Below are 13,065 nucleotides of genomic sequence, written 5' to 3'. Positions count from 1 at the left end.
ATAGCTATCACACGAATGGTGGCAGTCCCGCTCGCTCAAGAACGGCGAACGCGGTTGGACTCGATGCGATGCTTAATATTCCGGCCGAATGGTGCCAAGACTTTTGGAGTGACACCACTACTGTTACCTGTACACGTTGGCACTACTGCACCGTGACCTTGGCATCGTCGATGACGTAGAGCGACCAGGTGTTGCCGTCGGTTCCAGTCTCGGGTTGGATGCGCAATACACCTTCGACGCGAACGGTCGCTGCCGTGAGTGTCGTCTTGGTGCCAGGCTTGAGTTCGATTTTGGCCAGGTGGTCGGCCTGGCCGCCGGGGCCGTACTTGCACTCTTTGTTGCGGAGCAACACGAACGAATCGAGCTTCCGCGTCAATTCGGCACCCCACATCACACCAGTGATCGACACCCGCTGACCATCGAGTTCTTTCACTTCGTCCTTGAGCATCCAAGGACGATAGGCGATATCGGCCTGCATGCCGATGATGATGTTGTCGAACGTGATCTTGATCGGATCGCCAGCTTTGCGCGGCGTGCGGTCGGCCTTGGGACGAACCGTCGGATTCGCATCGCTGGCTGGCTTTTTAGGCTCGTCTGGTTTTGGCTCTTCCTTGGCTGGCTCAGCAGCGGTGAGCGCATCGCCGGTAGATTCAGCAGGAGTTGTGGGAGCAACGACCGCAGGGGACTGCGCGAGGGGAGCATCGCCGGGCTGATTGTCGGCTGCGGGCTCGACGAGCAAATTTTCGACCACCACGGGCTCTAAGCGACTGCCTTCATGAGTCGCCTGAGTCACCGGGCAGCCGGTGAACATGACCAGCGAACAGACGGTGACGCCGAGCGTGGCGTAGTAGTTGAGCTTCATTGAATGGAAGTTCCTGCAATGCGATAGAGCGACCAGGTGTTGCCGTTTTCGCCTTTGACCGGGACGACGCTGAAAATACCTTCAATCGTCCGTTCGTCTTTGGTGAACGAAGTGCGCAGCGAGCCTTGCAATTCGACTTCAATCGCATGGTGGGCCTGGCCACCGGGACCGAACGGACAGTCGACCTCACGCAGCAGATGAAACGTGCGAATGTTGTTCTTCTGGAAGAGAGCCCCGTGCATGTAACCCTTGATTCGCACGGGCATTCCTTCCAGCACCTTCACCTGCTCCTTGAGCATCCACGGTTGATAAACGGAATCGGGCTCCATGCCAATATCAAGCCGCTCCCAAGTGATGGCTTCGGTCGTGGGAGGCTGGCTTTCTGCGGGCGAAGTTGTTTCGTTGACAGTTGCATTGCCTTCACCGGGCGCAGTTCGCGTTGCCTGCGCAACCTGGGTAGGCAGCGGTGAGTAACTGCAGCCAACCAGGGTTAGCAGCAGGAACAGGCCGGACAACACTGGCAGCAGCCGCAACGTCATATTTCCATCTTAGCCCGATCTTCACCAGCGGGGAAACAGCGATCGGCTAACGTGGGTGACCGCGAGCGGCGCAACCCGAAGCTACCAGCCGCATTAGCATTGTGGGGATTGACCGGACAATAGCGGCCCGCAGTCGACGAATAACGGGTGAACAGGTTTGCCCGCTCGCCTGCGAGCCCAGGCAGCCTATAATTACCCGAACTGTGAACTTGCGAACGCCCGGGCTTTGCTGCTGGTCGTTCGCCGTGCTGCCAGTCAAGGTGCCCGCCGCGGTGCTACGTGGAGCCATGCAAAAGACTCGTTATCAACCCGCGCTCGCGCGGCCGAATGGTAGCTGGCGAACAGCCCGGATGCTGACGTTGCTCGGGCTCCTGTCGCTATCGTGCTATGGTCTTGCGGGCTCTCATCAAGCCAGCTCGTTGCTAGCCCAAAACGATCAGCCGGTGCCGGCTAAAGAGGCCGGCGAGAAGCCGGCCAATTCCGCGGCCGTGCTGATTCAAGTTCCCCTGCCCCTGGTTGGCAATGCCGATCAGTTGGTGCAAAGCCAGATCGCCCGCGCGCTGAAGCGTTTTCCCAAAGATGCCAAACGGCCGACGCTGGTTCTGGAGTTTCGCTCGGCCCCTGATACCGCCGGCACGGGGAGCGACTTCGGCCGCGCACATTCGCTGGCCAAGTTCCTGGTGGCTGAATCGCTGGCGCAGGTCAAGACGGTCGCCTATCTGCCCCACGCGGTGCAGGGTCATGCGGTGCTGCCGGTGCTGGCCTGCGAACAAATTGTGATGGCTAAAGAGGCGGAATTTGGTTCCGCTGGCGTCGACGAAAAACTGCTCGACGACACAATGCGCGGAGCCTATCGCGAGTTCGCGCTCCGCCGCCGCACCGTGCCGGCCGCGGTCGCGCTGGGCATGCTCGATACCGAACTTGAAGTCTTCAAAGTCTCGACGACCGACGGCGTTCGCTATGAAGCGGCCGAGGCCCTCGCGGGACTGCGAGCGCAGGGCGTGGTCAAGAAAGAAGAAACCATCTTTCGCTCGGGTGAACCCCATTCGCTCAACGGCACCGAGATGCGCTATCACGGTTTTGCCACGCACCTGGCCGAAGACAAACAGTCGCTGGCGACGGCCCTTAACCTGGCTCCGTCTGCCCTGCGCGCGCCGCTGATGCCCGAGGATGGCTGGCGGCCGATACGGGTCGATCTGGACGGGCCAATCACAAATCAGAAGGTGAGTTGGATTCGCCGCGTGGTGGAAGATCATCGGCAGAAGAACGATTTCAACCTGCTGTGCATCTTCATCACGAGTGGCGGCGGCAATCTCGACGAGAGCATCGAACTCGCTTCGTTTCTCGCCCAACTCGACAAAGAAGTGCGGACGGTCGCGTTCGTGCCGCGGCAAGCACTTGCCGATTCTGGACTGATTGCCTGGGCCTGCGACGATTTGATCGTTGGCGATAGTGTCATCCTCGGCGGACCAGGTGATGCCACCTTCACCGCCCGCCAGCGCGAGGCGGTGAAAGCGCCGCTGCAACAGATCGCCGCTCAGCGCCAGCGAAACTGGTCGCTGCCACTTGCGATGATCGATTCGACCACCGAAGTCTGGCCATATCAGCGAGTCGGCCTGGCCGAGACGCTCTATTTATCGCCCGCCGAGTGGTCGACCTTGCCCGACAAAGAAGATTGGCAGCGCGGCGCAAGTGCGCTGCGGCTGACGCGGGGGCTCGATACCAAGACAGCGGTTGAGACCGGTCTCGCGACGCACGTGGTGCAGAATCAGGAAGAGTTCAAGAGCCTGTATCATCTCGAAGGGGAACTCCCCGCCGTCCGTTCGAACTGGGCCCTCGCAGCTGTCGAATGGTTGTCAGACCCACGCATCTCGGCAATGCTCCTTTTCGTCGCCATGTTTGCGCTGATGATTGAATTCTCCTCGCCGGGGCTGGGGCTACCGGGGTTCATTTCGCTCCTTTGCTTTGTGCTTTACTTCTGGTCGCAGTTTTTGCACGGCAATGCGACAGGGCTGGAGATTTGCCTGTTCCTGGGTGGTATCGTCTGCGTGCTGATCGAACTGTTCGTCGTTCCCGGCACGTTTATTTTTGGGCTGGGCGGCGGCCTGATGATTGTCTCTTCGATTGTGCTCGCTAGCCAAACATTCATCCTGCCTAGCAATACTTATCAGCTGCAGCAGATGCCGATCTCCCTGACGATTCTGGTGGTGGGCATCACGGGCGGCATTGCGGCGATCGCAGCTATTCGGCGGTTTCTGCCCGATACGCCCTACTTCAATCGCATGATTCTGAAGCCACCACAAAACGAAGAACTCGAAGAGCGGCTGGAGCGCGAACAACTGGTGCAGTGGGCGCATCTGGCTGGTAAGCGGGGTCAAACGACCACGGCACTCTTCCCGTCGGGCAAAGCACTCTTCGGCGACGAAATGGTCGACGTGGTCAGTGCGGGCGAAATGATCCCCAAGGGAGCGAGCGTGATCGTGACCGATGTCATCGGGAGCCGCGTGCTGGTGCGCGAAGTGACTTAGGCGAGTAGAATCGACGGTATGGACTATTTCATTTGGGCACTCATTCTGCTGGCTCTCGGGCTCTTCTTTCTCGTGCTCGAATTCTTCGTTCCCTCGGGGGGCATGTTGGGCCTGCTCTGTGGGCTGTCGCTGATTGGTTCCGTCGTACTGGGGTTTATGTCGGGCTCGAATACCGGCGCGGTGTTTTTACTGGGAATCATGGTACTTGTCCCCGGAGTGCTGTTTGCAGCCGTTCATTACTGGCCCGAGACGGCAATCGGCAAACTGATTCTTATTCCCCGCCCATCGCATGCCGATGAAGTGCTGCCCGAGACCGTCGCCTATCGCGGCTTGCAGGCCTTGGTTGGCAAGCGGGGTGTGGCGAAGAGCCTGATGCTGCCCGGCGGCATCGTACACGTCGAAGGGCACAACTATGACGCCATCAGCGAAGGAGCGAGCATCGAAGCTGGGCAGCCGATTATCGTGGTACAGATTTCTACCCAGCGCCTCATCGTCCGCGTCGACGATCGCCCTTTCGAGCCGGCTCAACTCGTGCAGACATCCCCCGCCGATGCTCCGCTGCCTGCGGATATTGAGGATCCGTTTGCGGAGGAGGGGACGAAGGGGTAGAGATGAAGAGAACGTCGAACCGCATTTTCTCTCTTCAACCCTTCATCCCTTTCTCGCTTCCTCCCTGCTTCACCTACTTAAACTCTTGTTCCTTCGTCGGGAACTTCCCAGCCCGGACTTCATCGCGATAGTTGGTCACGGCGTCGGTGATGGTGCTGCGCAGGTCGGCATATTGCTTGACGAATTTGGGGACGAAACCATTCGTGAGCCCGAGCAGATCGTGCAGAACCAGTACCTGACCATCGCACTGCGCGCCAGCACCAATGCCGATGGTGGGAATCTTTAGTTCGCGCGAAATCCACGCGGCATCCTCGGCCGGGATGCATTCCAGCACGATGCCAAACGCACCAGCATCTTGCGCCGCCTTGGCATCGGCCATCAGCCGTTCAGCGTCGCGCTGCACTTTATAGCCCCCCATGTTGTGGACGTTCTGCGGTCGCAGACCGACGTGCGCCATCACAGGAATGCCAGCTGTGGTTAGGCCGGCAATCACGTTCGCCTGATCGGCCCCGCCTTCAAGCTTCACCGCCTGCACGCGGCACTCTTTGAGCAGTTGACCAGCCAGTTCGATCACTCGATGGACGCCCAGGTGGTTCGTAGGAAACGGCAGATCGACAATGACCAGCGCGTGTTGCACCGCGCGGCCGACCATTTCGGCGTGATACTTGATCTGCTCGAAGGTGACCGGCAATGTCGTTTCGTGCCCTTGCACGACCATCGCCAGGCTATCGCCAACAAGCACCGCTTCGACTCCCGCGGCATCGACCAGCGCTGCCGTGGGATAGTCATAGGCCGTCAGCATGGTGATGGCCTCACCAGCTTCCTTCATGCGGACCAGTTGGGGAACGGTAATGCGAGCCGGGCGTTTCATGGAGAGATTTCTGCAAAGGCACAACGGAAAGCGACCATCCGCATTGTCGTTGCGAAGGTCGAGAGGGGCAACCCGGCGCTCGCAGGCTGCGGTAGAATGCGGGACTTGTTAACAAGACACATTCTCTCTCATTGCTCACTCCGAGGCCAAGCCATGATTACTGTCGGCATGAACTATCACGTCCTTCCAGGCAAGCAACAGGATTTTGAGGGGAAGTTTGCCGCCGTCATTACGGCGCTCAAGGCTGCTCCGGGTCACACTTCGTCGACATTGTGGAAAGATGTGGCCGACGATGCTTCGTACCTGATCACCAGCGAATGGTCGGACGAGAACGCCTTTGGCGAGTTCATCCGCAGCCAGGCGTTCCGCGACGTTACCAACTGGGGCAAAGAACAAATCCTCTCCGGTCGCCCGCAGCACAAAGTCTACAAACACTAAGCCTTATTCACTTAGCCCGACGCGTCAGCCAGGGGACACGATGGTCGATCATCTGCTGCGAACGAACGTAAGTTCTGAATATCCCCTCGCTGACGCGTCGGGCTAAGTAGGAAGATCATCCTTCCCATACCGGCCGCGAAATTCCGCTGCGGGGTATTTCGTGGCATTTTTGACCATCTTCGCGCGGATGGTCTCACTTAAGTCGAGCCCTAGTTCGTTGGACAGGGCCAGTGCATAACAGAGAACATCGGCCAGTTCCTCGCCGATAGCAGCGAGCTTAGCAGGTTCATCTTTCACCTGCCGCGAGGCGGGCACATCGATCCACTGAAAGTGCTCCATCAATTCCGCCGCCTCGATGGCGAGCGACATGCTCAAGTTCTTGGGCGAATGAAACTGCTGCCAGTCGCGCTCGGCGACAAAGGCCCGCATGATCTCTTTGAGTTGCTGCACGGTTGTCGTCGCATCGGCGGGCATGAGTTATTCCTTCGTCGCTGAGAAGCGGTGGCTGTCAGCAAGATAACATTTCTCCTTTCGGTTCGGCGTGACGTGGTGCGCGCAGAGTACGCCACCGCTGGCAAAGTTCCTTTGCCGCAGTTGGCCAGACCGCTAGTGACTGAGAGAGCGCTAATGAAGATCGATGACAATAGCTGCAATCGCGGGCTGGCAATAACTCGTTAGCGGGTGCGTTTCGATTTTGGCGTGCCACGAATAGGCACGCCGTTGCGCGCCGCGTGCGGCACGGGGCCGTTATCATCGCGGGCATCGGTGCGGTCGAAGTCGCTGCTTCCCGAAGCATCTTGCAGGTCGGCAATGCTGGGATCGCCGCGGCCAATGTTGGTCCCTGCCAGGCCGCCGACGGCCGTGCCACCACCAGCAGTTCCCACAGCATGCGAATCATCGGAAAATTCTTCGCCGGCATCGGCCGAGATCTCGCTCAGCGGCCGCTGACTGGTCCGCGAGCGGTTCTCGTTCATTTCCCCTTCTGGGGCGAGCGTGTCGCGCGGAGTGCTGGGGCGGCCACGATTGAAATTGACCGTTTCGCTGTGATCAATGGCCTCGGCACAAACGACGCAGTGTTTTACAAATGGCATCGCCTGCAACCGTTCGCGGGCAATGGCCTGGTCGCAATTGTCACAAACGCCAAACGTGCCAGCATCAATCCGGGCAATCGCATCGCGGACCTCGGCTACTAGCTGTTCTTCGTTTTCCAGCAGCGTGGCATTCAGATCGTGCAGATATTCTTCGGTTCCCATGTCCGCAAGATGCATGGGAGCATTGGACAATTCGGAGTCACCTTGACCGCCACTCGGCTGACGCGTTTGATCGGTAACCGCCGATACTACGCCCAGCAAGCGGTCGCGGAGCACAACAAGTTCTTCCCGAAAGTGCTCTAAATCGCGCGTCTTCATCGGGTTTGACTCCCTGCTAGTCGTTGATGAGAGCGCTGGTGAATCTTCTCTGGCTGAAATACGACCGGCGCGGATCGATGCGAGCACTCACCAGTAGCAAACCTCGCGCCGCGCTGACCGCGTGTCGATTATTCCAGCACCTCGCAGGCGGCCCAGTTGGGACCCGTCTTTACGTCGACCTTGAGTGGCACGCTGAGCTGCGCGGCGGTGGACATTTCTTCCCCGACCAATTGCGCCAGGCGCTCCTGCTCATCGGGCGGAAACTCGAACACCAGTTCGTCATGAATTTGCAGGAGCAAGCGAGATTGCAGCTGCTCTTTTGCCAGCCGACGATGGACGTTGATCATTGCCCGCTTGATAATATCAGCAGCGGAGCCTTGAATGACGGTGTTGATGGCGATGCGCTCGGGGAGCGTCCGCTGGCGCTTGTTCACCTGGACGCGCGGATCGCGTACCCCCTGGACCGGGCGACGACGACCAAGAATCGTGCTCACCCAGCCGACGCGGCGGCAGTCGAGCAGCACTTGCTCCATGAATTTTTCGACGCCGGGGAGGCGCGAAAAATAGGCTTCGATGAATTCCGCTGCATCGCCCTGGCTGATATCGAGGGCCTTCGAAAGCCCAAACGGGCTCTGGCCATAGATGATGCCGAAGTTGATTGCCTTGGCATTGCGGCGCATTTCGCGCGTCACCTGCTCGAGCGGCACGCCATACACATCGCTGGCCACTTGCGTGTGAATATCGCGGTCAAGAATGAACGCCTGTTGCAGCGTGACATCGCCGGAAAAGTGCGCGAGCACCCGCAGTTCGATTTGCGAATAGTCAGCGGTCATGAGAAGCCAACCATCTGGCCCGGGCAAGAATGCCGAGCGGATGGCGCGCCCTGCTTCGCTCCGCACAGGGATGTTCTGCAAGTTCGGATCTTGCGAACTGAGGCGACCGGTGGCCGCGACATCTTGCTTGAACGACGTATGCACGCGGCCTGTGCCAGGATGAATCAATTCCTGCAGCGCGAGGACATACGTGCTTTGCAATTTCGAATTCTGCCGATAGTCGATGATCTTCGCCGGCAGCGGATGGAGCCGCGCGAGTTCTTCGAGCACGTCGACGTCGGTACTCGGGCCGGTCTTCGTTCGTTTGACGATCGGCAGCTTCAGATCTTCGAACAGCAGCTTCGATAGTTGCAGCCGCGAATCGATGTTGAACTCGGCCCCGGCAATTTCGTAGATCTCTTTTTCGAGCGCGGCAATCCTTAGCGTAAACTGTTCATCGAGTTGTTTCAGCCGCTCGCGATCGACGCGAATGCCGTTGAATTCCATCTCGGCCAGCACGTCGATGAGAGGGATCTCCAGTTCGTGAAACAGCGGCAGCAAATCCTGCTCGGCCAGTCGCGGTTCGAGCACGGCCTTCAACCGCAGGGGCACATCGGCATCTTCGGCCGCGTACTGCGTGATGATGGCCACCGGCACTTCGTCCATGCGCTTCTGGTTTTTACCCGTGCCGATCAGTGTATCGATGGTGATGTTTTGGTGCCCCAGATGCCGCACAGCCAGGTCGTCGAGGTTATGACTCCGCTCGCCCGGATCGATCAGATAGTCGGCGACCATCGTATCGAAGGCCACGCCGCGCAGTGTCACACCGGCGGAGCGTAGAATCAACTGATCGTACTTGATGTTCTGGCCCACCTTGGCAATCTGCGGGTCTTCGAGCACGGGGCGCAGTTTCTCGAGTGCGAGTTGCGGATCGATAACTGTCTCACCAGCTGGCGCGCGAACGGGCAGGTAATAAGCGACGCCTGGAGTCCAGCAGAAGGAATAGCCAACAATCTCGGCCTGTCGCGCACGGAGCGAAGTCGTCTCGGTATCGATGACGATTTCCTTCTGCTGCTTCATCTGCTCGATCAGTTCGTCGAGTTGTTCCACCGTGGCGACGGTGCGATAGTCGACGATCCACGGATCGGCCGTGGCGACCATGGGGCGCGAGACAACTTCCGCCGCGGGGGAACTGGCCACGATTTCTCGCTTGGCAACAAACTCTGCCGAGCTGAAGTCATGCGTCGGCCCGGGCGCGGTGGGCAGAGCATCGCCGGCGAATTTTGCCGCGAGCGATTCCATCCGCTTGGCCAGTTGCTTGAAGCCGGCGTGGCGATTGAGTTCGGCAAGGACTGCGGGTTGCATGCCGCCGATCAGGCCGATGCTCCAATTAAAGTCAAGTTCGAGATCGGCCTTGAGCCGCACGAGATCGCGGCTCATGAAGGCCGACTCGCGCCCTTTCTCGATATTCTCCCGCTGTTTTCCTTTCAGTTCATCCAGATGCTCGTAGACCCCTTCGAGCGTTTCGTACTTTTGCAACAAGGTCGTGGCCGTTTTGGGACCAATGCCTGGAATGCCGGGGACGTTGTCGACCGAGTCCCCGACCAGCGATTGAAAATCGACGACCTGATTCGGCCGAATGCCCCACACCTCGAGCAGGCCGGCCGCGTCCATCGCTTCGTTCTTGCGAATGTTGTAGAGCCGGACGTTATCGGTAATCAGCTGACGGCAATCCTTGTCGCTCGTCACAATCAGGCACTCCGCGCCGGCTTCGTGCGCCTGCAGGGCGAGGGTTGCGAGCAGGTCGTCGGCTTCGTAACCTGCGAGCGCCAGCGCGGGAATGCCCAGCGCATCCATGAACTGCTTAATGAGCGGAATCTGCGGCTGCAAGTCGACCGGCATCTCCTGCCGATTGGCCTTGTACTCGGTGTAAAGTTCCGTGCGAAACGTAGCACTCGGATGGTCGAAGGCAGCGATCAACAAATCGGCTCCGCGGTTCTCGATCAGGTCGAGCATGTCGCGGACGAAGCCATGCGCCGCCCCGACGGGCTGGCCGGAAGGGCCGGTCATCTCGGGCAGCGCATGAAACACTTGATAGATGAGCGAATAGGCATCGACGAGATAAACTCGCTTTCCCTTGAGGCTCAGCGGTTCGTTCGCAGGAGCTTTCGCGAGCGCCGCTTCGTTGACCACCACGGCGTGCGTATCGAGTGCCGCGTGATCCACTGGCACTGTAGGCAGGATCGTCGCGGGTGTTGGTGTAATGGCTACTGCGGGCGCAGGCGCAGGATCGTCGAAGCCGGCGAGCAGTGGTTGCGAGGTCGCTTTTTTTGCCATGATATCCTGCGCTCGTATGCCAAGTGGCGATCGTTGCTTTGAGAAGGAAGCCCCGCTTTCCTGGGGCCGTTCTGGCATCGTAGGGACTCATGGGGGAGCGTCAAGTTGGCTAGACACTGTTCGCCTCGTGTGCAGCTACTAAACTGTCTGCACCAAACCATCCTCTCGCCAGAGAACAGGCAGTAGCATGACCGATCGTAAAGTGGCTCTCATCACCGGCAGCGGCAAGCAGCGCGTCGGTTGGCACGTGGCCGAAGCGCTCGGCGCGCGCGGGTATTCACTGGCCATTCACTATCGCACTTCTGCGCAGGAAGCCGCCGAGACTGTGAAGGAGTTTCGTTCGCGCGGCTGGGAAGCTAACGCATTCGCAGGCGACCTGGCCGATGAAACGGCGGTGAAAAAACTGATGGCCGATGTGCTGAGTGAATACGGCCAGCTCGATGCGCTGGTGCATACGGCGGCCATCTGGCAGCCGAAGAAGCTGGAAGAGGTGACCGCAGCCGATGTGCGGCACTATCTGGAAGTGAATACGCTGGCGACATTCCTCTGCTGCCAACACGCCGGACTGGCGATGGTAAAACAAGCGACGGGGGGCTGCCTTGTGACGTTTGGCGATTGGGCGACGATTCGGCCCTACCTGAATTACGCTGCTTATTTTCCGTCGAAGGGGGCGATTCCCGCACTCACGCGCACCTTTGCCGTGGAACTGGCCCACCGCAATCCGCGCGTGCGCGTCAATTGCATTCAACCCGGGCCGGTGATGTTGCCCGCTGAGCTACCCGAGGCGGAACGGGCCGCGGCCATTGCCGGTACGCTCGTCAAGCGCGAAGGAACGCCACAGCATGTGGCCCAAGCAGTGCTCCACTTTCTGGAGAACGATTTTTTGACCGGCGTCTGCTTGCCCGTCGATGGCGGTCGGTCGGTGTTCGCTGGCACAGGTGATTGAGAAGGAGCGAGCGCGTCGTCTCACGTCGAACAGCCGGGTTAAAACAGCAACTACATATAGTCCATAGATACTTGACAAGTAATCACTAACTGAAGACAATCTAAGTAGCTATTTGGCAACACGGTGAAAGGAACGCGTGGGCTCGCGCGGATACAGTCCGCGCGAAGCGGCGAATTATTTCTTGGCTTGGCGGGCAAGGAGCCAATCGCAGGAAGTTGCACTGGTGAGGTTTATCAACAGATAGGATGATTTCAGGATTGGAAATTTGGGCGCAATTCGTTGCTGCAAAACGGGTTGACGACGATGTCCGCAAAAGGGGGGTGTTGATAAACCCCTGTGCAATAAGAGGCCAGCTAAAAGAGGCCGAACAATCAGGCGCAATGTCGGGAGACGAGATGTTTATTCCCGCAGCGATTCCCAGGCGCCGAGCAGCAAATTGGCAGCGCGGGAGATGTCTTCTGGCGCGGTGTACCAACCCAGGCTGAGGCGGAGCGTTTGGCGAGCCGTTTGGGGATCGATTCCCATCGCGGCCAGGGTGGGCGAGTTGGCCCGGGCATCGGTGTGGGAACCACCACAAGTGTGAGCGCATAGTTCCGGTACGCGCGCGAGTAACTCGTGCGCGGCGACGCCGGGAAAACTCAAACTGAGCGTATTGGGGAGGCGAGTGGCCAGTTGCCCGTGCAGGATCAATTCGTCGCCAATTGCCGCTTGCAACAGACTGAAGAGTTGATCGCGCAGTTGTTCCAGGCGATCGGGGGATTCTTCGAGCGCACGCGCGGCGAGCATCGCAGCCCGACCGAGTCCGACGATGGCTGGCGTGTTTTCGATACCGCCCCGCAAGCCTCGCTCTTGTCCGCTGCCGCGCAGGAGAGGTTCGAGCGGAACGCCGCGGCGAACGAAGAGAGCGCCGATGCCTTTGGGGGCATAGACCTTGTGCCCGGCAACGGTGAGCAGGTCGACATCGAGTTCGTCGACGAAGGTGCGAATCTTGCCGACGCTTTGCGAAGCATCGGTATGCAGCAGTACGTTCCGCGCGTGACAGAACTCGGCAATTTGCCGCAGGGGTTGAATGACGCCCGTCTCGTGATTGGCGTGCATGATGCTGGCGAGCACGGTGTCGTCGCGCAGGGCAGCCTGGATGGCCGAGGGTTGCACGACCCCTTGGCCCGTGACGCCAACCACGGTGACATCGTACCCGAGACGTTCGAGAAACTTAGCTGGCTCGGCGACGCTGTCGTGCTCGATGGCCGAGATGATCAGGTGGCCGCCGGCCCCTGGTTGATGGCGCAGCATCGTGCCGAGGAGGGCCAGATTGTTGCTTTCGGTGCCGCCGCTGGTGAAGACGATTTCTTCGGCATCGGCACCGAGCAGATGGGCCAGTTGGCCACGAGCATCGGCAACCGCTTCGCGACAGGCGCGACCCGTCGAGTGGTTGTTAGCGGGATCGCCAAAGTGCTCGGCCAAAAAGGGGAGCATCGACTCCTGCACGCTAGGAGCAATCGGCGTGGTGGAGTTGTAATCGAGATAGAGGTGCCGCATGCCGCTAAGTCTGAAACGCTGGGCTTCGAAATGTGAGGCACCAAAAAAAGCTGGGCCCCTTAAGCTGAGTGGCGAACCATCTCAGCTTAAGAGGCCCCAAGGGCAGACGCCAGGGCGGACTGGGCGAAGTCCAAACCTGGTTTTGCTTGCTTTCCGTTCCTGTGGCAGGTCCAAC

11 protein-coding genes are annotated in these 13,065 nt (G+C 59.3%); 4 read left to right on the top strand and 7 right to left on the bottom strand.

Features of this window, described 5'->3' with window-relative positions; all coding sequences use genetic code 11:
- Positions 1-142: 142 nt before the first annotated feature.
- Complete coding sequence (locus ETAA8_RS07390) at positions 143-862, bottom strand: hypothetical protein (RefSeq protein WP_145087041.1); 720 nt, start codon at positions 860-862, stop codon at positions 143-145.
- Positions 859-1,401 (bottom strand): hypothetical protein, encoded by a 543-nt coding sequence (locus ETAA8_RS07385; protein WP_145087038.1) that lies wholly within the window; start codon positions 1,399-1,401, stop codon positions 859-861. The genes ETAA8_RS07390 and ETAA8_RS07385 overlap by 4 nt, the downstream gene beginning before the upstream one ends.
- 287 nt (positions 1,402-1,688) lie before the next feature.
- On the opposite strand from ETAA8_RS07385, the gene ETAA8_RS07380 reads away from it, so the two are divergent.
- Both ETAA8_RS07380 and ETAA8_RS07375 read left to right on the top strand, forming a co-directional pair.
- Positions 1,689-3,929 carry an NfeD family protein gene (locus tag ETAA8_RS07380; protein ID WP_145087036.1) on the top strand — a complete coding sequence of 747 codons (2,241 nt, stop codon included), beginning with the start codon at positions 1,689-1,691 and terminating at the stop codon, positions 3,927-3,929.
- 18 nt (positions 3,930-3,947) lie between these two features.
- On the top strand, positions 3,948-4,538 hold the full coding sequence (locus ETAA8_RS07375) for an NfeD family protein (RefSeq protein ID WP_145087033.1): 591 nt from the start codon (positions 3,948-3,950) through the stop codon (positions 4,536-4,538).
- A gap of 73 nt (positions 4,539-4,611) precedes the next feature.
- Here ETAA8_RS07375 and panB read toward each other — a convergent pair whose 3' ends face one another.
- Positions 4,612-5,409, bottom strand: a complete 798-nt coding sequence (panB, locus tag ETAA8_RS07370; protein ID WP_145087030.1) for a 3-methyl-2-oxobutanoate hydroxymethyltransferase — start codon at positions 5,407-5,409, stop codon at positions 4,612-4,614.
- 153 nt (positions 5,410-5,562) lie between these two features.
- Here panB and ETAA8_RS07365 point away from each other — a divergent pair, with 153 nt between their 5' ends.
- On the top strand, positions 5,563-5,847 hold the full coding sequence (locus tag ETAA8_RS07365; protein ID WP_145087027.1) for an antibiotic biosynthesis monooxygenase family protein: 285 nt from the start codon (positions 5,563-5,565) through the stop codon (positions 5,845-5,847).
- Positions 5,848-5,949: 102 nt separating this feature from the next.
- On the opposite strand, the gene ETAA8_RS07360 is transcribed toward ETAA8_RS07365, so the two are convergent.
- The 3 genes from ETAA8_RS07360 to polA all read right to left on the bottom strand — a co-directional run bounded on the left by ETAA8_RS07360 (position 5,950) and on the right by polA (position 10,405).
- A complete protein-coding gene (locus ETAA8_RS07360; protein ID WP_145087025.1) occupies positions 5,950-6,321 on the bottom strand; it encodes a nucleotide pyrophosphohydrolase in 372 nt (123 codons plus the stop codon).
- A 200-nt stretch (positions 6,322-6,521) separates the two neighbouring features.
- Positions 6,522-7,256, bottom strand: a complete 735-nt coding sequence (locus ETAA8_RS07355; protein WP_145087022.1) for a TraR/DksA family transcriptional regulator — start codon at positions 7,254-7,256, stop codon at positions 6,522-6,524.
- A gap of 128 nt (positions 7,257-7,384) precedes the next feature.
- A complete protein-coding gene (gene polA, locus ETAA8_RS07350) occupies positions 7,385-10,405 on the bottom strand; it encodes a DNA polymerase I (protein ID WP_145087020.1) in 3,021 nt (1,006 codons plus the stop codon).
- Between the two features lie 187 nt (positions 10,406-10,592).
- On the opposite strand from polA, the gene ETAA8_RS07345 reads away from it, so the two are divergent.
- On the top strand, positions 10,593-11,351 hold the full coding sequence (locus tag ETAA8_RS07345) for an SDR family NAD(P)-dependent oxidoreductase (RefSeq protein ID WP_145087017.1): 759 nt from the start codon (positions 10,593-10,595) through the stop codon (positions 11,349-11,351).
- A gap of 399 nt (positions 11,352-11,750) precedes the next feature.
- On the opposite strand, the gene ETAA8_RS07340 is transcribed toward ETAA8_RS07345, so the two are convergent.
- On the bottom strand, positions 11,751-12,890 hold the full coding sequence (locus ETAA8_RS07340) for a cysteine desulfurase family protein (protein WP_145087014.1): 1,140 nt from the start codon (positions 12,888-12,890) through the stop codon (positions 11,751-11,753).
- Positions 12,891-13,065 lie beyond the last annotated feature (175 nt).

Source organism: Anatilimnocola aggregata, from assembly GCF_007747655.1.
Lineage (GTDB): Bacteria > Planctomycetota > Planctomycetia > Pirellulales > Pirellulaceae > Anatilimnocola > Anatilimnocola aggregata.
The sequence above is the reverse complement of the archived record's forward strand: the minus strand, read 5'-3'. Positions and strand labels throughout refer to the sequence as shown.